The organism is Klugiella xanthotipulae, assembly GCF_006716695.1.
Taxonomy (GTDB): Bacteria; Actinomycetota; Actinomycetes; order Actinomycetales; family Microbacteriaceae; genus Klugiella; species Klugiella xanthotipulae.
Map to the genome: position 1 here is coordinate 229,450 of NZ_VFPN01000002.1, position 22,293 is coordinate 251,742.

Annotated in this window: 22 protein-coding genes; 2 read left to right on the forward strand and 20 right to left on the reverse strand. The window is 60.9% G+C overall.

Annotation, left to right across the window (positions count from 1 at the left end):
• Positions 1-61: 61 nt before the first annotated feature.
• From FB466_RS13625 to prmC, 14 genes are all read right to left on the reverse strand, one after another.
• Positions 62-880: a DUF5684 domain-containing protein gene (locus tag FB466_RS13625; protein WP_211344782.1), complete on the reverse strand. Its 819-nt coding sequence runs from the start codon at positions 878-880 to the stop codon at positions 62-64.
• Between the two features lie 93 nt (positions 881-973).
• A complete protein-coding gene (locus FB466_RS07180) occupies positions 974-1,750 on the reverse strand; it encodes a YaaA family protein (RefSeq protein ID WP_141917214.1) in 777 nt (258 codons plus the stop codon).
• Between the two features lie 18 nt (positions 1,751-1,768).
• Entirely contained in the window at positions 1,769-2,035 is a 267-nt protein-coding gene (locus tag FB466_RS07185) for a F0F1 ATP synthase subunit epsilon (protein WP_141917215.1), read from the reverse strand.
• Positions 2,036-2,037: 2 nt separating this feature from the next.
• Complete coding sequence (gene atpD, locus FB466_RS07190; protein ID WP_141917217.1) at positions 2,038-3,489, reverse strand: F0F1 ATP synthase subunit beta; 1,452 nt, start codon at positions 3,487-3,489, stop codon at positions 2,038-2,040.
• A gap of 27 nt (positions 3,490-3,516) precedes the next feature.
• Positions 3,517-4,416, reverse strand: coding sequence for a F0F1 ATP synthase subunit gamma (locus FB466_RS07195; protein WP_141917219.1), 900 nt, complete (start codon positions 4,414-4,416; stop codon positions 3,517-3,519).
• Between the two features lie 89 nt (positions 4,417-4,505).
• Complete coding sequence (atpA, locus tag FB466_RS07200) at positions 4,506-6,137, reverse strand: F0F1 ATP synthase subunit alpha (RefSeq protein WP_141917220.1); 1,632 nt, start codon at positions 6,135-6,137, stop codon at positions 4,506-4,508.
• Between the two features lie 64 nt (positions 6,138-6,201).
• Complete coding sequence (locus FB466_RS07205; protein ID WP_141917222.1) at positions 6,202-6,999, reverse strand: F0F1 ATP synthase subunit delta; 798 nt, start codon at positions 6,997-6,999, stop codon at positions 6,202-6,204.
• Positions 6,999-7,550 carry a F0F1 ATP synthase subunit B gene (locus FB466_RS07210; RefSeq protein ID WP_141917224.1) on the reverse strand — a complete coding sequence of 184 codons (552 nt, stop codon included), beginning with the start codon at positions 7,548-7,550 and terminating at the stop codon, positions 6,999-7,001. The genes FB466_RS07205 and FB466_RS07210 overlap by 1 nt, the downstream gene beginning before the upstream one ends.
• A gap of 30 nt (positions 7,551-7,580) precedes the next feature.
• A complete protein-coding gene (gene atpE, locus FB466_RS07215; RefSeq protein ID WP_141917226.1) occupies positions 7,581-7,808 on the reverse strand; it encodes an ATP synthase F0 subunit C in 228 nt (75 codons plus the stop codon).
• Positions 7,809-7,857: 49 nt separating this feature from the next.
• A complete protein-coding gene (gene atpB / locus FB466_RS07220; protein WP_211344783.1) occupies positions 7,858-8,652 on the reverse strand; it encodes a F0F1 ATP synthase subunit A in 795 nt (264 codons plus the stop codon).
• Between the two features lie 210 nt (positions 8,653-8,862).
• A complete protein-coding gene (locus tag FB466_RS07225) occupies positions 8,863-9,363 on the reverse strand; it encodes a Cg1360 family ATP-synthase-associated protein (RefSeq protein ID WP_141917229.1) in 501 nt (166 codons plus the stop codon).
• Positions 9,364-9,401: 38 nt separating this feature from the next.
• A complete protein-coding gene (locus FB466_RS07230) occupies positions 9,402-10,607 on the reverse strand; it encodes an MraY family glycosyltransferase (protein WP_141917231.1) in 1,206 nt (401 codons plus the stop codon).
• Positions 10,608-11,270: an L-threonylcarbamoyladenylate synthase gene (locus FB466_RS07235; RefSeq protein WP_141917232.1), complete on the reverse strand. Its 663-nt coding sequence runs from the start codon at positions 11,268-11,270 to the stop codon at positions 10,608-10,610.
• Between the two features lie 68 nt (positions 11,271-11,338).
• Complete coding sequence (prmC, locus tag FB466_RS07240; RefSeq protein WP_211344797.1) at positions 11,339-12,208, reverse strand: peptide chain release factor N(5)-glutamine methyltransferase; 870 nt, start codon at positions 12,206-12,208, stop codon at positions 11,339-11,341.
• 224 nt (positions 12,209-12,432) lie between these two features.
• Here prmC and cysK point away from each other — a divergent pair, with 224 nt between their 5' ends.
• Positions 12,433-13,371 carry a cysteine synthase A gene (cysK, locus tag FB466_RS07245; RefSeq protein WP_141917234.1) on the forward strand — a complete coding sequence of 313 codons (939 nt, stop codon included), beginning with the start codon at positions 12,433-12,435 and terminating at the stop codon, positions 13,369-13,371.
• A 10-nt stretch (positions 13,372-13,381) separates the two neighbouring features.
• A complete protein-coding gene (epsC, locus tag FB466_RS07250) occupies positions 13,382-14,023 on the forward strand; it encodes a serine O-acetyltransferase EpsC (RefSeq protein WP_141917236.1) in 642 nt (213 codons plus the stop codon).
• 63 nt (positions 14,024-14,086) lie between these two features.
• Here the strand turns inward: epsC and prfA are convergent, their stop codons facing one another.
• The 6 genes from prfA to lysA form a co-directional block, all read right to left on the reverse strand.
• The gene (gene prfA, locus FB466_RS07255) at positions 14,087-15,169 is read right to left on the reverse strand and encodes a peptide chain release factor 1 (protein ID WP_141917238.1); all 1,083 of its coding nucleotides are present in this window, start codon (positions 15,167-15,169) and stop codon (positions 14,087-14,089) included.
• Positions 15,170-15,173: 4 nt separating this feature from the next.
• The gene (rho, locus tag FB466_RS07260; RefSeq protein ID WP_425460899.1) at positions 15,174-17,411 is read right to left on the reverse strand and encodes a transcription termination factor Rho; all 2,238 of its coding nucleotides are present in this window, start codon (positions 17,409-17,411) and stop codon (positions 15,174-15,176) included.
• A 179-nt stretch (positions 17,412-17,590) separates the two neighbouring features.
• Complete coding sequence (gene thrB / locus FB466_RS07265; protein ID WP_141917240.1) at positions 17,591-18,511, reverse strand: homoserine kinase; 921 nt, start codon at positions 18,509-18,511, stop codon at positions 17,591-17,593.
• Positions 18,508-19,590: a threonine synthase gene (gene thrC / locus FB466_RS07270; protein WP_141917242.1), complete on the reverse strand. Its 1,083-nt coding sequence runs from the start codon at positions 19,588-19,590 to the stop codon at positions 18,508-18,510. Before thrC ends, thrB begins: the two co-directional genes overlap by 4 nt.
• Complete coding sequence (locus FB466_RS07275; RefSeq protein ID WP_141917244.1) at positions 19,590-20,906, reverse strand: homoserine dehydrogenase; 1,317 nt, start codon at positions 20,904-20,906, stop codon at positions 19,590-19,592. Before FB466_RS07275 ends, thrC begins: the two co-directional genes overlap by 1 nt.
• On the reverse strand, positions 20,903-22,288 hold the full coding sequence (gene lysA / locus FB466_RS07280; protein ID WP_141917246.1) for a diaminopimelate decarboxylase: 1,386 nt from the start codon (positions 22,286-22,288) through the stop codon (positions 20,903-20,905). The genes FB466_RS07275 and lysA overlap by 4 nt, the downstream gene beginning before the upstream one ends.
• Positions 22,289-22,293: the final 5 nt, after the last annotated feature.

The window sequence follows — 22,293 nt, forward strand, 5'->3', positions numbered from 1 at the left end:
CACATACGCCAGTGGCAGGCGGCTCCGGAGAACCGCCCGCCACCGCGAAGAGAGCACAGGACTAGACTGCCGGACCCTGGGGGTTCTGCCCGTTGTTGGGCATCTGGCCATTATCTGGTGCCTGACCGTACGGGGGCTGACCGGCACCCGGAGCCTGCTGACCATACGGCTGCTGACCATAGGGAGCCTGACCCGCCTGCTGGTCGTATCCCGGCTGCTGCGGCTGCTGCGGCTGCTGCGGCTGCTGCTGCTGCCCGTAGGGAGCCTGACCCGCCTGCGGCTGCTGCTGACCATACGGCTGCTGCTGCTGCTGACCGTATCCCGGAGCCTGACCATAGGGCTGCTGCTGACCGTATCCCGGAGCCTGACCGTACTGCGGCTGGGCGTAGGCCGCACCGTAGGTAGCCTGCACCGGAACCCCGGCAAAGACAGATTTATCGGCGAGGAACGAGTTTGCCCAGGGAGCGGGCGGAACGTTGGTGTTCCACGGAGTCTTATCGAAGGCAACAACGATCAACCAGATGAAGGACAAGAATATTGCGAAAATCGTGAATCCAACCGGGCTTTTGCCCAGCTTGACATTGATGCGATATGCAGCCATGACCCACAACGCGAAAAAGGCAAGCTGGCCCAGATAGGGCACGAAAACCACAAAAAAGAACCAGGGCAGGACGTCACCCAACTTAAAGAAAATCATGGTGTTGTAAATCGGCACCCATGCGCGCCATTTCTTATCGACTCCGGCCTTGGTGAAAAGCACCGACATGAAAATCGATGTCAGCACATAGCTCACGATGATCATAATGAAATAGAAAAAGACCAGTCCAGCCACAACAGCGGCACTCGTACCGTAGTCGTTATAGTACGTGGTTAGAAACATCGAGGTAACCTCTCATAGGAAAATACCGTCACCAGCACGGTGTGCTCATTATAAGAGCACCCAATACATCCTGCCACAGCACAGACAAAAACGTTATTTTGAACTCACCTTTTGTGGCTCAGCGACAATCAGGTGCAGCCGAGACCGACTCACGGCACAAGCCTCATGTCCCTGATCGACGAGGTCGTCAACCAGGTCGCCCAGCCTCTGGTAGTTGTGGCCGGAACGAATGAGCGCACCGACAAGCATCCCCTTGGCCTTCTTGTTAAAGTGGTTGAGAGCGCGGAGAGCGCCATCCTCCCCGCGTGTCATAACATCAACCTCGACAACGCCCGAGCGGGGTGTTAGTGGCCCAAGTCCCCGGTACCCCTGTGAGCGTAGATCAAGGGTGAGGCCGGACCAATCGTCGAGGACCGCTGATACCTGGGCCTGCCAAAACCGCGTGAGGGACGTCCCGAGGGCAGGGACGCGTGAGTTATATGAGAGCCGGTAGGCCGGGATCGGATTCTCAGCCGAAATGATGCCCCACAGCGCCGAGTGGATAAAGACATGCTCGGCGGCAAACACACGCTGCTCGACAGTAAGATCATCGGAGTCGATCGCGTCGTAAAGCACCCCCGTATACCTGTCCAGGGCCAACATGGTCGGCGAACTGGCGAGAGAGCGGTTGCGATCCACCTCAGCGTGCTGTTGTGGCCCCAGCTTCAACACGCGGATACACTCATCACGGTCAGCGGCCAATTCAGTCACGGCAGACATCAACGTGGAACGTTGCGGCGTTAAACGAGGTTCGGCCAGCACACCCAGATCGAGTGCACTGGCCGAACCACCGCTACGTTTTGTCTCCGACGGCGGGAGAAGAATCCTCATTCGATTCGTGAATACCCGCTAGGCCACGATGGAGGCACGACCGGCCACCACCTGAACAACGTTGTTATCCACCGAGAGAAAGCCCTCGGCCGCATCGACAACAACCTTGCTGCCATCCGTCGTCGTGACCCGAACCTCGCCGTGGGCCAGGATAGCCAACAGCGGCTCATGCCCGGCAAGGATACCGATCTCACCCTCAACAGTTTTTGCGATGATCTGAGTTGCCTCGCCAGCCCACACCTCACGGTCAGCAGAGACAACGCTCACCGTCAGCGGCGCTGCCATGCTTAGCCGTTCTCTTTCTGAATCTGAGCCCACTTTTCTTCAACGTCCGAGATCCCTCCGACGTTGAAGAAAGCCTGCTCAGCAACGTGGTCGAAGTCGCCCTTAGCAATAGCGTCGAAGGACTCGATCGTCTCCTTCAGCGGGACAGTGGAACCCTCCACACCGGTGAACTTCTTAGCCATGTAGGTGTTCTGGGAAAGGAACTGCTGAATTCGACGGGCACGAGACACCGTGATCTTGTCTTCCTCGGAAAGCTCATCAACACCGAGAATCGCGATGATTTCCTGCAGCTCTTTGTTCTTCTGAAGGATCTGCTTAACCGTGGTCGCAACTCGGTAGTGGTCCTCACCCAAATAACGCGGGTCAAGAATCCGGCTCGTCGAAGTGAGCGGATCCACAGCGGGATACAGTCCCTTAGAGGCGATCTCACGGGAGAGTTCGGTTGTTGCATCAAGGTGGGCAAACGTGGTTGCCGGAGCGGGGTCAGTGTAGTCATCGGCGGGTACATAGATGGCCTGCAGCGACGTAATCGAGTGACCACGCGTGGAGGTGATCCGTTCCTGAAGAATACCCATCTCATCTGCCAGGTTGGGTTGGTAGCCCACGGCCGAGGGCATCCGACCCAGCAGGGTAGATACCTCCGAACCGGCCTGAGTGAAGCGGAAAATGTTGTCGATGAACAACAGCACATCTTGCTTCTGCACATCACGGAAATACTCCGCCATGGTCAGGGCAGAGAGAGCAACGCGAAGACGCGTTCCCGGCGGCTCATCCATCTGACCGAAGACGAGAGCAGTCTTATCGAAGACGCCAGCCTCCTCCATCTCGTGGATGAGGTCGTTACCCTCGCGGGTACGCTCACCCACACCCGCAAACACCGAGACACCGCCGTGGTCCTGGGCAACACGCTGGATCATTTCCTGGATCAGAACGGTCTTACCCACACCGGCACCACCAAAGAGACCGATTTTTCCGCCCTGCACGTAAGGGGTCAACAGGTCAATGACCTTGATACCGGTCTCAAACAGTTGGGTCTTAGACTCCAACTGATCAAATGCTGGCGGGCGGCGGTGAATGGGCCACCGCTCGGTGATCTCAACCGTCTCACCCGGAGTACCGTTGAGAATCTCACCAATAACGTTGAAAACTTTACCCTTGGTAACGTCACCAACGGGAACCGAGATGGCCTCACCGGTATCGGTTACTTCCTGTCCGCGGACAAGTCCATCGGTGGGCTTCAGAGCAATGGCACGAACGAGGTCGTCGCCGAGGTGCTGTGCGACCTCAAGGGTCAGCACCGTGGGCTCACTGCCATCACCGAAGTCGATGGTGGTCTTGAGCGCGTTGTACACCTCCGGGATGGAGTCGTGGGGAAACTCGATGTCAACGACGGGGCCGGTCACACGGGCGATACGGCCCACAGCCTGGGTCGCCTGCTTGGCGGTTGCGGTCATAGCTTCTCTCTCTTCTCGCAGTATCTGCTAGTTGGCTAGCGCGTCAGCGCCGCCCACAATTTCTGAAATCTGTTGGGTAATCTCCGACTGACGGGCGTTGTTTGCCAGACGGGTGTAGTCGCGAATCAGGGTGTCGGCATTATCGCTGGCCGACTTCATGGCCTTCTGAGTCGCGGCGTGTTTAGAGGCAGCCGATTGCAACATGGCATTGAAAATCCGTGATTCAACATAGACCGGGAGCAATCTGTCTAGAACGGTCTCTGCATCCGGTTCAAACTCATATAGCGGCTCGATACGCGCGCCCGGAACGGGAGGTTCCTCAACGCCCTCGACAAGTTCGAGCGGAAGCAAACGGACTACCCTGGGACTCTGCGTCATCATGCTCACAAAGTGGTTATAGACCACGTGAATTTCGTCAACGCCTCCCTCGCTTGCGTCACGCGCAAACGCCTCGAGAAGCGTCTCACCAATCTCTTTGGCCGTCTCGAAGAGGGGCTGGTCAGTACCACCGGTCCAGATCCGCTCTGCGGGGCGATGACGGAAGGTGAAGTACCCCTGCGCCTTCCGCCCAACGAGGTAGTAAACGACGTCTTTGCCCTCGTTACGAAGCAACTCGCTCAGTTGCTCGGCCTCACGCAAAACGTTTGAGTTAAAGGCACCGGCCAATCCCCGATCAGACGAGAAGATCAGCACGGCTGCTCGCTCGACCTTCTCCGGCTCGGTAGTCAGCAAGTGGTCCACATTGGAGTGCGATGCCACAGCTGATACGGCGCGAGTGATGGCGCGTGCATACGGGGTTGATGCCTGTACTCGAGCCTGCGCTTTCTGAATACGCGAGGCTGCGATCAACTCCATCGCACGGGTAATCTTCTTGGTCGTCTGGGCAGATTTGATTTTCTGCCTATAGACCCGAAGTTGCGCTCCCATGTCTCTCCTGTGTTCCTCAATCTTTGATCGTTACCGTGGTCGGCGGGCTCGCGCCCGCCGCCACGACGGGTAGTAGGTGGGGAAAGCGATTAGCGCTTCTTCACCACGATCTTCTCCTGGTCAACATCGTCGCCCGAGAGAGGGTCAACCTCTTCGTTACCGAGAAGGGGAACACCCTCGCCCGTCTGGAACTCCAGCTTGAATGCATCAATCGCAGCACCCAGAGCAGAAACGGTATCATCATCCAAAACGTTGGTCTCGCGCAGGGTGTCCAGCACCTTCGTGTTGCGGCCGAGATAGTCGAGGAGTTCACGTTCGAACCGGAGGATATCCTCCACCGGAACCTCGTCCAGCTTGCCGTTCGTTCCGGCCCAGATCGAAACAACCTGGTCCTCAACGGGGTACGGCGAGTACTGGGGCTGCTTCAACAGCTCAGTCAGACGTGCTCCACGAGCCAGCTGACGCCGGCTGGCCGCATCCAAGTCCGAGGCAAACATTGCAAATGCCTCAAGGGAGCGGTACTGAGCCAATTCGAGCTTGAGGGTACCGGAAACCTTCTTGATCGACTTCACCTGTGCGTCACCACCCACACGGGAGACCGAGATACCCACGTCAACAGCGGGACGCTGGTTGGCATTGAACAGGTCTGACTGGAGGAAGATCTGACCATCCGTAATCGAGATTACGTTGGTAGGGATGTAGGCCGAGACGTCGTTGGCCTTGGTCTCGATAATCGGCAGGCCGGTCATTGAGCCAGCACCCAACTCATCGGAGAGCTTGGCGCAACGCTCCAGCAGACGCGAGTGCAAGTAGAACACGTCACCGGGGTAGGCCTCGCGGCCCGGGGGACGGCGCAACAGAAGCGATACCGCACGATAGGCCTCAGCTTGCTTCGACAGGTCATCAAAGATGATCAGGACGTGCTTGCTGTCGTACATCCAGTGCTGACCGATGGCCGAACCGGTGTATGGAGCGAGGTACTTAAAGCCAGCGGGGTCGGAGGCCGGAGAGGCCACAATTGTGGTGTACTCCATAGCTCCAGCATCTTCCAGAGCGCCCTTGACCGCGGCAATGGTTGAGCCCTTCTGACCGATAGCAACGTAGATGCACCGAACCTGCTTATTGGTGTCGCCGGACTCCCAGTTGGCCTTCTGGTTGATGATGGTGTCGATTGCGAGAGCAGTCTTACCCGTTTGGCGGTCACCAATGATGAGCTGACGCTGGCCACGTCCAATCGGGATCATGGCGTCGATTGCCTTAATTCCGGTCTGCATGGGCTCGTGCACCGATTTACGGGCCATCACGCCGGGAGCCTGAAGCTCCAGGGCACGGCGTCCGGTTGAAGCGATCTCGCCAAGACCATCAATGGGGTTACCTAGCGGGTCAACAACGCGACCCAGGTATCCCTCACCCACCGGAACGGAAAGAACTTCTCCGGTGCGAGTAACCTCTTGGCCCTCTTCGATGCCGGTGAACTCCCCGAGGACAACAACACCAATCTTGTCCTCATCAAGGTTCTGCGCAAGACCCAGTGTGCCATCGGCAAAACGAATCAGCTCGTTCGCCATGACGCCGGGGAGACCTTCAACGTGTGCGATGCCGTCGGCGGCATCGACCACGTAACCGATCTCGGTCTTCGACGCCTTGTCGGGCTCATAGGATGCCGCAAAGTCCTTCAGCGCGTCACGGATTTCATCCGGGCTGATTGATAGTTCTGCCATTTGGTTTCCTCTGTCTGATTCGGAGCCGTCTGGATCCGGAGTGAAGTATTTTTACTAACCCGCTTTAGCTGGCGAGTTGGCGTCTCAGTTCGCTCAGGCGGGCCGACACGCTACCGTCGATGACATCGTCACCGATCTGAATGTGCAGTCCACCGATGATGGTGGGATCAATAACAAGGTTGATCTTGACCGGGCGGTCATACGATACGGCGAGAGACTTTTCCAACCGCGTGAGGCGCTGCGCGTCAACGCTCTGGGCTGCTGTGACCGTGGCGATCGCGTAACCTTGCTCATCGGCAACAGTGCGGGCGGCTCCGTTCAGCAGTTCGCCGATGCGGCGACCGCGCGGAACCGTTACCAGATGGGTGACAATTGCGAGCGTGGCATCCGATGCTTTGCCCGTCAGGAGCGTACGAGCCAGCGACGCCTTAGCATCGGCAATGCCCAGCGCACTACCCAGAGCAAGCTCCAATTCGGCGTTGGACGACACAGCCGCGTTCACTGTGAGAAGTTCTTCGTCAAGAGCCAGGCTCGCGGGAGCCGTCTTAGCGAAAGCACGGATGCCCAGGTCTTCAAGCGCGTCAACGATATCGGCAGCTGCAGACCAGCGGCTATCGGCCACCGTCGTGAGCAGCGTCAACGTGGCGGAATCCACAACCGAGCCGAAAACACGTTGAACAACCGCATTCTTGATCGCCGACTCTGCGACCGGGTTCCCCAGCGCTGACCGCAGCGCAGCATTGGCCTGGAGCGTACGGGCTACCGACAGCAGCTGCTCGCCCGAGGTCGCACTCAACTCGGACCCGAGCGAGTCAAGGACTCCCCTGGCCGAGACGAGAGCTTCTCTAGATGCGCTACCCATTACTTCGATGCCTTTTCAGACGCTTCGAGATCGGCGAGGAAACGGTCAACAAGAGCGCCAGCCTTTTTGTCATCGCTGAGGCTTTCACCAACCACTCCAGAAGCGAGGTCGATAGCAAGCGAGCCCACCTCTTTGCGAAGAGTCACGACGGCGCTCTGACGCTCGGCCTCAATCTGAGTTTTGGCACTAGCGGTGACACGGGCGGCCTCCGCAACGGCCGCATCCTTGGCCTCGGCCACGATCTTCACGCCATCGGCACGCGCCGCCTCGCGAATCTCGCCAGCCTCCTGACGCGCACCAGCCAGCTGAGCGGTGTACTCCTGCAGAGCGGCCTCGGCCTGAGCCTGTGCCTCATCTGCCTTCGCGATGTTTCCTTCGATAGCGGCAGAACGCTCATCGAGCATCGTCTGGACCTTGGGAAGGACGGCCTTCCAGAAGAAGACCAGGATGATCGCAAAGCACACCGCAGACCAGATGATGTCGTATGACGCCGGAAAGATCGGGTTCACCGACTCCTCTGCGGCGTTGGCAACAAAAACTGCGTTGAGCATATTGCCTCCTATCGAGACGCTAGACGTGGACTATTTAGTGAAGATGAAGTAGGTTGCGATACCGATGAACGCGAGCGCCTCGGTGAACGCGATACCGATCCACATGAGAACCTGCAGCTTGCCCTGGAGCTCGGGCTGGCGGGCAACACCCTCGATCGTCTTTCCAACGACGATACCCACGCCAATGGCGGGTCCGATCGCTGCAAGACCGTATCCGACAGTCGCAATGTTTCCTGAAACCTCAGCGAGAACTGACACGTTGTTTCCTTACCTTTCGTGGGTGAATTTCAGCGGACGCTGAAACTCGTTAGTGCTCTTCAGCCAGCGCAAGCTGGATGTAAACAGCGGTGAGAAGCGTAAATACATAGGCCTGCAGCACGGCAACCAGAATCTCAAAGAGAGTAAAGGCGAAGCCGAATGCAAGGCTGCCCACACCGAACAGCTTGAAAAAGCCGTCTGCGGTGAAGAAGAAGAACTGCGTCGCTGAGAAGAACAAGACCAGTAGGAGATGCCCCACGATCATATTCATCAGCAGACGGAGGGTGAGTGTGACGGGGCGAATCACAAACGTGGAGATCAATTCGATCGGAGTCACGATGATGTAGACCGGCCACGGCACGCCCGCGGGGAAAAGCGAGTTCTTGAAGAAGTTCTTAGGGCTCTTCTTGATACCGCTGTAGATGAAGGTTACGTACGAGACAACAGCAAGGACCAGCGGGAAACCGATCGTTGAGGACGCCGCGATGTTGAGGCCGGGGATAATGCCGGTGATGTTGAAGCCCAGGATGATGAAGAACATCGCGGTGAGGATCGGGAGAAACCGACGACCGTCTACCTTGCCCAATAGATCTTCAGCAATTCCGCCTCGAACCAGATCAAGAGCCATCTCAGCGAGACTCTGACCTCGTCCGGGAACAACGCTCATCTTGCGCGTTGCCAGCCAGAACAGAAGAATAATGACGGCGACCGCGAGGAACCGAATCAGAATGATGCGGTTAATCTCGAAGGGAGTTCCCTCAAAGAAGATGACCGGAGGAAAGAACTCGTTGATAGTGGGTCCATGGAACTCACCATCATTGGCGGACACAAACGGAATGTGCATGTTCAGAACTTGAGCTAACAGAGCTGTCTCCTGAATCGGGGCGCGAGCGTAAACTCAGGCGACGACGAATTTCGGACATCCCGGCACGGACGCAACACAACAATAACGTCTGGCGGCGGGAACTGCTCCACTCTATCAAGACCGCGGGGAAAACACGCAATCCTGAGCAGAAAAAGTTACGTACGCTCGATCACCACGGTCGAGTGTTCGCTAGACGGCACGATCTTTGCTTAAATCACCAACATACGGTACTCGGCTCTTGGCCACAACAAAAACATCGACAAGAAGTGACGCCAGCACCCCAACAATCACACTGATAAAGAACATCGTGGGGTTGATCCAGGGCTGATCCTTGAGCAGCAGGGCCGCGACGATGAACAGAACAAACTTCAGAATCCAGGAGCCCAGGACCAGACCAAAGAAGATCACCACGTAGAAGTCGCTCTGCACAAAAAAGTTGGACACCAGGATGCTCGCCGCGGTCACGCCAAGGAAAACAAACGCACTCACGGAACCGAGTGCGCCACTCGCCAGGCCGGTGCCCCCATCCACGCACCATCCGATGACCGACATAACAACCGTCACCACGACGGCCGCGATACCCCCCACGGTAACCGCTCGGAGCAAAATGGGCTGGGAACTGGGCACCCGGCGTTCCTCGGAGGCCACCTCCGGTGTCGTGGCGGGGTCATGCGAGATGGGGTCGGTCATCACTTCTGTCTTTTCGTCGGATTACTGGCGGGTAAAGGCTAGTCATTGAGGCGGATACGGCCCTCGGAAGCCTCATCCAGTGGGTCGTAGGGGGCCATGACATCCGCGGCGGCTGAGTCGGCGGCCGCGGTTTGCACCTCGATCTCGGTGCGCTTACGCCGACCGAGCGGCGCGAGCGTCATCACGATGCAGGCGATAAACCCGGAACCCATCAGAATCAGCGGAAAAACAAAGGATTGGAACACAAAGATGAGCAAAAACCCGACCGCGATCACAGCAGTCCAAGAGTAGAAGATCAGCACGGCCTGTAGGTGAGTGTGTCCCATGTCGAGAAGACGGTGATGCAGATGCTTGCGGTCTGCCGTAAAAGGGCTTTTACCGGCCTGTACCCGACGGAAGACCGCGAGACCAAAGTCGAGCAGCGGTACCGTCATCACGGCAAACGGCAGGATGATCGGAATGTAGGCGGCAAGCAGTACCTTGCGATCAAGTGACCCCGGATTCAGCTGGCCCGTAACGGCGACGGTTGAGGTGGCCATCAGTAACCCGACCAGCAAGGCCCCCGAGTCTCCCATAAACATGCGCGCCTTGTGCCAGTTGAAGGGGAGAAACCCGATACAAACCCCCACCAGCACCACGGCGATCAGGCTCGCCAGGTTGAAGTGGTTGGACGGGCTCGTCTGCTGCACGAGCAAATAGCTGTACAGAAAGAACACACCATTGGCGATGATCGCAACGCCCGCGACGAGACCATCGAGACCGTCGATGAAGTTAATCGCATTCATCACGAGCACCACGAGAAATACGGTGAGCGTGAAGTTTGCCACGGGCGAACCCACGACGATGCTATTGCCAACGGGCAGCGAGACGATCTGGATGCTCTGCCACGCGAGCAAACCGGCGGCAAGCACCTGCGCCCCCAGTTTGATCATCCAGTCAAGATCCCACAGGTCATCGGCAACACCCACCAACACAATGAGGAGAGCCGCCCCCAGGATGGCCCAGACCGGACCGGCATCGAGAAAGACAATCGAAAAAAATGGAATCTGTGAGGCCACCCCGAATGCCACCACCACGCCGCAAAACATCGCGATTCCGCCGAGCCGAGGTGTGGGCTGGGAATGGACATCCCGCTCCCGAACTGCCGGAGCAAGACGGTACCGCTTACTCAGGCGGAAGACCGCCCACGAGGCCACAAACGACACCACCGCCGCAACCACGCAGATGAAAAAATAGAGGCGCATCTAGCGCACCGTTGCCAGCGGAATGACCGCGGCCAGATCCTCGATGGAAATGTCACCGTGGCGGAGTACAACGAGTTCGCCACCGTCCTCGGTGAGCCCGCGGGCATCCACGATGGTCGAGGCGGTGCCGCCCACCACATCGACTCCCCCATCAAGATATACATCGACGGAATCACCCAGCATCTCGCGGGCATCTGCGGCGGTCAGCGCGGGCGGGTTACCCGTGAGGTTAGCGGAGGACACGGCCAAGGGGCCCGTCTCTGTCAGGAGTTCCAGGGCCAGGTCGTTGTGGGGCATCCGCACGGCAACGCTGCCACCGGTCTCGCCCAGATCCCAGGCAAGAGAGGGCTGAACGTTGAGCACGATAGTGAGGGCACCCGGCCAAAAGGCCTCAACCAGGGCGGTGACCTGGGGGGTGACCTCTTCAACAAGTGCACCCAGCATCGCGGGGCTCGAAACAAGAACGGGCGGTGGTGACTGGCGAGTACGACCCTTAGCATCCAAAAGCTTATGCACGGCGGCGGGTGAAAACGCATCCGCCGCAATGCCGTACACCGTATCCGTGGGGAACACAACGAGCTCACCGCGACTGAGCGCGCCCCGCGCGTTTCGCATGCCCGCCAAAAGTTCTGTGCTCACCGAGCAATCGAATACCGTAGCCATAACTCTCCCATGATAGTTAGTTTGCGTGGGAGATCACCCAATCGGGCGGGCGATTCCATCGCGGTCACCTAGCGAGTTGCCGTGGTGGTGCGATCCCGAGCGGTGAGATCGTGATGCGTTTCGGGGCTGCGCCAGCCATCGGCACGCAGCAGCTCGCGGATCGCCGCGCCCTGCATCTCGGCGTGTTCAAGCACGAGCACGCCCCCGGGAACAACCAGGGTGCGGCCCAGACGGCTAATCTCGCGGACCACATCGAGGCCGTCCACTCCGCCGTACAGAGCCATCTCGGGGTCGTAGAGACGCACCTCTAGGTCTCGCGGGATGGCCGCGGCCGGGATATAGGGCGGATTCGAGACGAGCACATTGACCTGACCGGCCAGGTGGCCGACCGCGGTAGCGAGATCCCCCCGTATGAGCTCAGCGTTAGTCGCCGCAACGGCCGCAAAGTTGGCGCTCGCCCAGCGGTGTGCCTCCGGGCTCTTCTCCACAGCCACAATGTGTGCGGTGGGCACCTCAGTGGCCATCGCCAGGGCAATCGCTCCACTCCCGGTGCCCAGATCGACGCCGAGAGGACGCGCCGTGGGCACGCTACGGAGCGCGTCAATAGCAAACTGCACGACGGACTCCGTCTCGGGGCGCGGGATAAACACGCCCGGCCCCACCCGAAGGGTGAGCCCCCGGAAGGGCGCTGTACCCGTAATGTGTTGCAGCGGCTCGCGGTTCTCGCGACGGACGATCAGTGGCTCAACGCGGTCAATGAGCTGGTCAGGGCAGGGACCGTTGAGGATGGCGAGAGCGTGGAGACGTCCGCGACTCACGTCGAGCACACTCGCGATCAGAAGTTCCGCATCCACCTGGGGATCAGGGACACCCGCGGCTGCCAGGCGCCGAGCGGAGACGCGCAGCAACTCAGCCAGGCCGAGGGGATGACCGTCCAGCCCGGCCTCGACGGGATCTGTGTGATGTGGATCAGAGATAAGGAATCGCTTTCTCGGGAGATGCGGGCACGGGTCGGCGACACGCACACCGCACCCAGCATAATCGGTCGGCAGACCCGAGCAACGTAACACTTGACCGATAGGGTCGTCATCGCCGTACCATTAGTTCAGCGGGGCGAGTGTGAGCCATCGCGACCTGGTACCGCATCACTCAAAGGAGAATCGTGACCCAACGCATCCACTCAAATATCACCGAGGCTTTTGGAAACACCCCGCTGGTTCAGCTCAACCGCGTTGTGGGGGATGCGGGTGCCCGCGTTCTCGCCAAGCTTGAATTTTACAACCCTGCAGCGAGCGTCAAAGACCGCCTGGGCATCGCCATAGTTGACGCAGCCGAGGCCTCCGGCGCGCTCAAGCCTGGCGGCACCATCGTGGAGGGCACCAGCGGCAATACCGGGATTGCGCTCGCACTCGTGGGCGCGGCCCGCGGTTACACCGTCATCCTGACGATGCCCGAGACCATGAGCAAAGAGCGGCGGGTTCTCCTGCGCGCGTACGGGGCCACAATCGTGCTGACCCCCGGCAGCGAGGGGATGCGCGGAGCCGTGGCTAAAGCCCAGGAAATTGTGGCGAACACCCCCGGGGCTGTCTGGGCCAAACAGTTCTCGAACCCCGCCAACGCTGCAATCCATCGCGCGACGACCGCCGAAGAAATCTGGCGGGACACGGATGGCGAGGTGGACATCCTCGTGGCTGGCATCGGAACGGGGGGCACCATCACGGGCGTGGGTCAGGTGCTCAAAGAACGGAAACCCGAGCTGCACGTGGTCGCGGTGGAGCCTCTCGATTCGCCGCTGCTCAGCCAGGGCACCGCGGGACCGCATAAGATCCAGGGGATCGGGGCGAACTTTATTCCCGACGTGCTTGACCGTGCCGTCTACGACGAGGTGTTCGATGTGACCCTCGCCGACTCGCTGCGCGTGGCACGGAACCTGGCAACCGACGAGGGCATCCTCGCCGGTATTTCTTCGGGATCCGCCGTACACGCCGCGGTGGAGGTAGCCAAGCGCCCCGAAAATGCAGGCAAAACCGTCGTGGTGATTGTGCCGGACTTCGGCGAGCGTTACATCTCTACTGTCCTCTACGAGGATTTACTGGACTAGCCTGGCATTCGTGCGATTTCCTTTCTCCCACCTGCGTGAAGACCTCACCGCTGCGCGCGCCCACGACCCGGCCGCGCGCAGCGGAGCCGAGGTTTTTTTCGCATACTCCGGCATACAGGCCGTATTCTGGCACCGCCGTAGCCACTGGCTGTGGACCCACGGATTCCGCCTGGCCGCGCGTATCCTCTCGCAGTTCACCCGATTTTCGACCGGGATTGAGATCCATCCGGGGGCCGTGCTCGGTCGCCGAGTCTTCATCGACCACGGGATGGGTGTGGTCATCGGTGAAACCGCCATCGTGGGTGACGACGTGATGATGTACCACGGTGTCACGCTCGGCGGCACAACGAGTGTACGCAGTAAGCGGCACCCCACCGTGGGCAACCGCGTCGTGATCGGCGCGGGGGCAAAACTGCTCGGTAATATCACCATCGGCGCGGATAGCGTCGTGGGAGCCAACGCGGTTGTCGTGAAGGATGCGCCCGCCGAGTCGCTGCTCGTTGGCATCCCCGCCCGGGCGCGACCGCGCTATCCACACCCAACGGCCACCCGGCCCGGCACCGCCGGTACCGGGATCACCGAGCCCGCACAGACCGCTGGGAGCCAGGGTCTCCCCGACACCGACTACATTGATCCGGCCATCTACATCTAAGGATTAACGCCAGCAGCCCCGACACTGACCCGCCGGGGCTGCTGGCTACCTACCATGGCCGAGTTACGAGTTATTGTCGCCCAGATCGGCCAGGCGGGCCTCCTCGTCGAACTGGATGCAGGAGTCGATGACGGGGCCGATGGCACCGTTCATGACCGCATCCAGGTTGTACGCCTTATACCCCGTACGGTGATCCGCGATACGATTCTCCGGGAAGTTGTAGGTGCGGATACGCTCCGAGCGATCCATCGTACGAATCTGGGTCTTACGGTGGGCACTCGCCTCGGCGGCAATCTCCTCCTGCTGGCGAGCGAGGATGCGGGCACGCAGCACGCGCATTCCGGCCTCACGGTTCTGCAGTTGGCTCTTCTCGTTCTGCATCGCCACCACAATACCTGTGGGCAGGTGGGTGAGGCGCACAGCGGAATCCGTGGTGTTCACCGATTGGCCGCCCGGACCACTGGAGCGGTACACGTCGATCTTGAGATCGTTGGGGTGGATCTCCACCTCACCGGGCTCATCGACCTCGGGGAACACCAGCACACCCGTGGTGGAGGTGTGGATGCGCCCCTGCGACTCGGTGGCCGGAACGCGCTGTACCCGGTGCACTCCGCCCTCGTACTTGAGGTGTGCCCACACACCCTGAGAGGGATCGGTGGCGTTGCTCTTGATAGCGACCTGAACATCCTTATACCCGCCCAGGTCGCTCTCAGTTCGCTCGAGAAGCTCGGTCTTCCACCCCATCGACTCGGCATAGTGCATGTACATGCGCAATAGATCGGCCGCGAAGAGTGCCGACTCGGCCCCACCTTCGCCGCCCTTGATCTCCATGATGACATCGCGCCCATCATCGGGGTCACGCGGGATGAGGAGACGGCGCAGTTTTTCCTGCGCCGCGACCAGGCCCTCTTCGAGGGCCGGGATTTCCTCGGCAAAGCTGTCATCCTCTTTGGCCAGCTCACGAGCCGCCTCCACGTCTTCGCCCTGCTGAACCCAGGCGGTGTGAGCCGCCCGAATCTTGCTCAACTCGGCGTAGCGCCGGTTGACCTTCTTTGCCCTGGCCGGATCCGCATGCAGCGCAGGATCAGCAAGTTGCTCCTGCAATTCTGCATGCTCCGCCATGAGTGTATGAACCGATTCAAACACGTGACTAGTCCTTCACAGAAGAGATAGCGCCCGACTTCTGCATCTGCATCAGGAATTCGACGTTAGAGGAGGTTTCTTTGAGCTTGCCCAGGACAACCTCGACAGCTTGCTGCTGATCGAGCCCACTGAGCGCGCGGCGCAGTTTCCAGGTGACTTTGACCTCGTCGGCACCCATCAGCATCTCCTCGCGGCGCGTGCTCGACGCGGTGACATCGACAGCCGGGAAGATACGCTTGTCGGCCAGCTGACGCGACAGCCGGAGCTCCATATTGCCGGTTCCCTTGAACTCCTCAAAAATAACCTCGTCCATCTTGGATCCGGTCTCCACCAGCGCAGTGGCGAGGATAGTGAGCGAACCGCCGTTCTCAATGTTGCGGGCGGCGCCAAAGAAACGTTTGGGCGGGTACAGCGCCGAGGCATCCACACCACCGGAAAGCACACGGCCGGAGGCCGGGGCAATCAGATTGTAGGCGCGACCCAGGCGAGTGATCGAATCAAGCAACACAACGACGTCGTGGCCCAGTTCAACCAGACGCTTGGCCCGCTCGATGGCGAGCTCGGCAACCGTGGTGTGGTCCTCGGCGGGGCGGTCAAAGGTGGAGGCGATGACCTCACCCTTGACAGTGCGCTGCATATCGGTGACCTCTTCGGGACGCTCGTCAACCAGGACAACCATCAGGTGTACCTCGGGGTTGTTGACCGCGATCGCGTTGGCAATCTGCTGCATCACGATGGTCTTGCCCGCCTTCGGGGGTGCGACGATGAGTCCGCGCTGGCCTTTACCGACGGGCGAGACCAGGTCAATAATGCGCTGGGTGAGCTTCTCTGAGGAGGTCTCCAGACGTAGGCGCTCCTGGGGGTAGAGCGGGGTGAGCGCGTTGAAGTCAACGCGGTTCTCATTCTCCTCGATACTCAAGCCGTTAATAGAGTCGATCTTGACGATGGCATTGTACTTCTGACGGCCGTTGTGGTCGCCATCCCGCGGTTGACGGATCGCGCCAACAACGGCGTCACCCTTGCGCAGGTTGTACTTTTTGACCTGACCGAGGGACACATACACGTCGTTGGTGCCGGGCAGGTACCCACTCGTGCGCACAAACGCGTAGTTATCGAGGACATCCAGAATGCCAGCAATGGGGAGTAGGACATCGTCCTCGGTGATCTCGGGCTCAAGCTCATCGCTCAAACCACCGCGACGCTTCCGGTCACGCTGACGATTGCGACTGTTGCGGCTCTCGACATCACGACCACCGCGGGGGTTCTCCTCGTCCTCACTCGGTCCGTTATTGCGCTCGTTGGTGTTGCGATCTCCGCCATTCGTGTTGCGGTCGTTGCGGTTGCTCGTGCGATCATTACGATTGCGCCGACCGCTCTGACGCTCAGTACCGCCGGCACCCCCCTGCTCCTTGTCGGCGGTATCGCCGTCTTTACTCTCAGCGGGGGCATTGTTACGCGAGCGTGAGTCGTTTCGCTTGGCGTTATCGGGAGACGTGCCCGCCGTCTGTGCCTCAACCGGGGTGTCGGCTACCGGAGAGGCGGATGCCGACTGCTCGTTCCCGGTCGCGTCGCCGGACTCGGCGGGTGCGGCGACGGGAGTGGTCTTTCGTCCACGCTTGGTGCGCACGGGCTTCTTCGTCGCGGGCGGAGCCTCAGCGACAGCGCTGCTCGCCGACCCTGCTGCGGCAACCTCGGCCACAAGAGCCTCAACGGCGGCCGTGGCGGCAGCGGGAGCCTTCGTCGTCGTGGGAGTCTCAACCGGTGCGGCGGAGGTCTTCTCAACCGGTGCGGCGACAACGGTGCTCTCCGCGGGAGCGTCAACGGCCGGAACAACCTTCTTCGTACGGGTGGCACGCTTCTTGGGAGCGGCGGGGGCCTCGACCTCGGGGGCAGTAGCGGAGATGGCAGCGGCGGCGGGGGCGTTCTCCGCAGCGGGCGCAGCGGCGGCCTCCGTCTCAGCAGCAGCCTGCACCACAGCGGCCGTGCGGCTGCGAGTGGTACGGGTGGCGCGCTTCTTCGGGGCCTCAACTGGAGCCGCCTCGGCGGCGGTCTCTGCGGCGGCGATAACCGGTACGGCATCGGCCGCAGGAGCAGCAGCAGCCTTCGTGGCGCGGGTGGTGGAGGTGGCGCGACGGGTCACGCGCTTCTTCGGAGCTTCGGTCTCCGCAACAGCGGGGGCAGAGGTCTCAACAGGAGCCGATACGGCACCCTCTGATGATGCAGGAACGTTGGAGGTGTTCTCCACGATGTATTCCTTTCGGGATAAAAGGCAGCCGAGTGCACGCCGCAAACACGATGGTCTGCGCGAATCGCACACGCTGAACTGCCGCACTCAAAGTGCATATGTGATCAACCGGGCCGCGGAAGCGGCTGATTGAGGATAACGTGTACCCCAAAACTCGAAACGCGATTGCGTGAGTTCCGTTAGGACACGAATTCCACTGTAGCACCTTTGACGTCAACAGCCAGCGGCAATGCGCGCCACGGCGATTCGCCGGAGGAAACTGCCAGGTCCGCGGCGACCGCACGCTCCGCCGGTGAGGTGCAGAGAACGAGGATGGACGGGCCTGCCCCGGAGACAACGGCCGCGTAGCCCGCATCCCGCAACACGGCAATCAGATCGCGCGTCTGGGGCATAGCCGATCCTCGGTAGGTCTGGTGTAGACGGTCCTCCGTGGACTCAAACACGAGCTCAGGGCTCTGGGTGAGGGCCGCGATGAGGAGCGCCGAGCGGGAGACGTTGAAGACAGCATCCTCATGCGGCACCGACTCGGGTTGCAGGCTGCGGGCCAGTTCGGTGGAGAGGGTGAACTCCGGTACAAGCACCAGCGGCGACACACCGCGGTGCACCATGAGCTTCTTGTGCTTGGGGCCCTCGGGCGTAGTCCAGGCAATCGTGAGACCACCAAACAGGGCGGGGGCAACATTATCGGGATGGCCCTCCATCTCGGTGGCGAGAGCCAGGAGCCTGTTATCGTCAACATCCACCACACCGTCGAGCAGGCCGCGAGCGGCCGTAATGCCGGACACAATCGCGGTGCCCGAGGAACCGAGGCCACGCCCGTGTGGGATGGAGTTGTGGGCGATGAGGTCAAGGCCGGGGAGATCCTGACCGAGAGCCCGGAAAGTGTGCGCGATGGCACGAACAACGAGGTTGCTCTCGTCTGTGGGCACCTCGCCCGCCCCCACGCCGTGGACCGCAACACAGGCTCCGGGGGCGTCGCGGACGCTCACCTCCAACTCGTCGTACAGGGAGAGGGCCAGGCCGAGGGTATCAAACCCCGGGCCCAGGTTGGCCGTCGTCGCCGGGACCCGAACGCGAACAGTACGACCGATCAGGCTCACGCGGTTCCCTTCACCAGGCCCAGCACGTCGGCAATCTGCGCCACATCAACCGGAACAACCGTGGGCTGCACATCAGAGCCATCATCGGTGCGCAGGGCCCACTGCGGGTCCTTAAGACCGTGGCCCGTAACCGTAACCGTAACCGTTGACCCCGCGGGGATCTCACCGGCGGCCGAGCGTTCCAAAAGACCGGCCACGCTGATGGCGGAGGCGGGCTCCACAAAGATACCCACCTCGGCGGAGAGTATCCGGTGCGCCTCCAGGATCTTGGCATCACTGAGCGCGCCGAAATAGCCGTTGCTGTCGTCCCGCGCGCTAAGCGCGAGCTCCCACGAGGCCGGGTTACCGATCCGAATGGCACTCGCGATGGTCTCCGGGTTCTTCACCGGGTGGCCCAGCACGATGGGCGCGCTGCCCTCGGCCTGAAAGCCGAACATCCGGGGCACGTGCGTGGCAAGGCCAGCATCCGCAAACTCACGGAAGCCACGGTGGTAGGCGGTGTAGTTACCGGCGTTACCCACAGGAATAAAGTGGAAGTCGGGGGTCTTGCCCAACTGCTCGATAATCTCGAATGCAGCTGTCTTCTGGCCGTCGATACGGTCGGGATTGACCGAGTTTACGAGGTGAACGGGATAGTTGGCGGATAGCTCGCGGGCGATGTCCAGGCAGTCGTCAAAGTTGCCCTGCACCTGAAGCAGGCTCGCATTATGCGCGATCGCCTGGCTGAGTTTGCCCATCGCGATCTTACCCTCGGGGACGAGCACAACCGAACTGATCCCGGCGTGGGTGGCATAGGCGGCGGCCGAGGCCGAGGTATTGCCCGTCGAGGCACAGATAACCGCCTTGGCACCGTGCTCGACCGCCTTAGAGATCGCCATGGTCATTCCGCGATCTTTGAACGAACCGGTGGGGTTCATCCCCTCGTACTTCACAAAGACGTTCGCACCGGTACGGGCCGAGAGCGCGGGGGCCGGGATCAGCGGTGTGCCACCCTCCCCCAGGGTGACCACAGGAGTTGCATCGGTCACGTTCAAACGATCTGCATATTCGCGGATGACACCGCGCCACAAGTTAGCCATTAGATTCCTTCAACTCTCAGGACACTGGATACTGCTCGCACAACCCCAATGACCGCCAATTCCTTTACCGTTGCGGCGAGGGCCGCCTCGCGTGCGGTGTGCGTTCCGATCACCAGCGTAGCGGTGCCGTCTGCATCCGCCGCGTCGGGAACGGTCTGCAACACGTTTTCGACGGAGACTCCGTGGGTGGCCAGGACGCTCGCCACGCGGGCGAGAACCCCGGGTTCATCGGCGACCCGAAGCGTGATGTGGTATCGCGTATTGATCGCGCCGACCGGCAGGAGCGGCAGGTCGGCGTGCGCATTCTGGGCGAGTCCGGGACCACCCGCGACGTGCCGACGCGCGGCCGACACGAGGTCGCCCATCACGGCCGAGGCGGTCTCCACACCACCGGCACCCGCACCGTAGAACATGAGACTGCCGGCAGCCTCCGCCTCAACAAAGACGGCATTCTTTCCCTCGTAGACGGAGGCGAGCGGGTGCTCGCGGCTAATCAGAGCCGGATAGACGCGAGCCGAAATGGCGTCGGCCCCGGTCTCGGGATCAGTCAACCGCTCGGCGATGGCCAACAACTTGATGACGTAGCCAGCGTTCTTCGCCGCCCGAATCTGGTCGAGCGTCACCCCCGTAATGCCCTCACGGTAGACGGCGCTGACCGGAACTCTGGTGTGAAATGCGAGGCTCGCCAGGATGGTGACTTTCTGGGCGGCGTCGAAACCCTCCACGTCGAGCGTGGGGTCAGCCTCCAGAAAACCCAGTTCCAGCGCTGTCTGGGCGGCATCCTCGGCGCTATCACCATAGCGGTCCATCCGGTCCAGAATGTAGTTGGTGCTGCCGTTGACGATGCCCATGACTCGGTTGATCCGGTCGCCTGCGAGGCTGTCACGCAGCGGGCGCAGGATCGGGATAGCCGCGGCCACGGATGCCTCGTAGTAGAGCTGTGCGCCCACGCGATCAGCAAGAGCGAAGAGTTCGGTGCCGTGCTCGGCGAGCAGGGCCTTATTGGCCGTGATCACATCGGCCCCCGAGGTGAGCGCCTGAATGATATAGGTGCGGGCAGGCTCGATACCGCCCATCAGTTCGACGACGATATCGGAGCTCTCAATGAGCGCCTCCGCATCGGTCGTGTAGAGCTCGGCAGGAAGCTGCACATCACGCGTCGCGGAGAGGTTACGCACGGCAACCCCCGCGAGTTCGAGCCGTGCCCCCACACGCGAGGCCAGCTCATCCGCGTGCTCCAGAAGCAGGCGAGCGGTCTGTGATCCCACGGACCCGGCACCCAGAAGTGCCACTCGAAGGTTGCGATAGTCGGTCATTCTTCTCCTCGCTTAGTGGCGGGAATGCTCCCGGCCGGAATCCCACAATCGCGGGAGAGTAACTCTGCAATGCCCTCGCCGCGCACAATCAGCCGAGCCTCACCCTCACGCACCGCCACCACGGGGGGACGCCCCAGGTAGTTGTAGTTGCTCGACAGCGACCAACAGTATGCGCCGGTGCCCGGGACGGCCACCAGATCATCGGCGGCAATATCGGAAGGCAGGTAGTCGTTGTAAATCAGAATGTCGCCGCTCTCACAGTGTTTGCCTGCAAGACGGATGAGGAGGGGATCGGCCGCCGAATCGCGGCTCACGAGGCGCACCGTGTACTCGGCATTGTAAAGAGAGGGACGGGCATTATCGCTCATACCACCATCGACGCTCACATAGGTGCGCACCCCGCCCTCGGGGAGCTCAACGGGCTTAATCGTGCCCACCGTGTACAGGGTGAGCGTGGAGCTACCGATCACGGCGCGACCCGGCTCAAACGCGACAACGGGCAAGGGGATGTTGAGCTCGGCTGCTGTGTCGCGCACCGTGTCGGCAATCTGGTTGGCGAGATCCGCAATCGCGGGCGGGTCGTCACTTTCCAGATAGGCGATGCCGAAGCCGCCACCGAGGTTCAATTCGGGCACCGGACCACCGGTTAGTAAGTCCCGGTGCAGAGTGAGTAGCCGCGCAGCCGACTCGGCAAAACCCTCGGGGGCGAAGATCTGCGAACCGATATGGCAGTGCAGACCCAAAAAACGCAGGCTACCGTGCGAGCGGATGGCGGCGACGGCCGCGGGTGCACCCGTAATCGGCAAGCCAAATTTCTGGTCCTCGTGGGCGGTGGCGAGAAACTCGTGAGTGCTGGCGTGCACACCACTGTTCACCCGCAACCGCACGGGCTGCGTCACACCGTATCGACGCGCGGCCTCCGCGACACGCTCGATCTCGACCAGGCTGTCGATGACGATACTGCCCACACCGGCCGACACTGCGGCATCAATCTCGGCGCGCGACTTATTATTGCCGTGCACGCCAATTTTCTGGGGCGGCACCCCGGCAGCGAGGGCCACCGCGAGCTCTCCCCCGCTGGCCACATCAACGCCCAGGCCAGCCTCGACCATCCAGCGGGCAACCTCGGTGCAGAGAAAAGCCTTACCGGCGTAGTAGACCGTTGCTGTGGTGCCAATACGGGTGAAGGCGGAGTCAAAGGCAGCCCGGATCTCGGCGGCACGACCCCGGGCATCCATCTCGTCAACCACGTACACGGGCGTGCCAAAACGCTGCGCAATCTCGGTGACGGGGACACCGGCAACGGTGGCCTCACCGGAGGCGGCACGCGCGACACCGCGTGAAAACAGCTTTGTGCTCAGGGAGGTATTCGTGGCAGACACCGTTT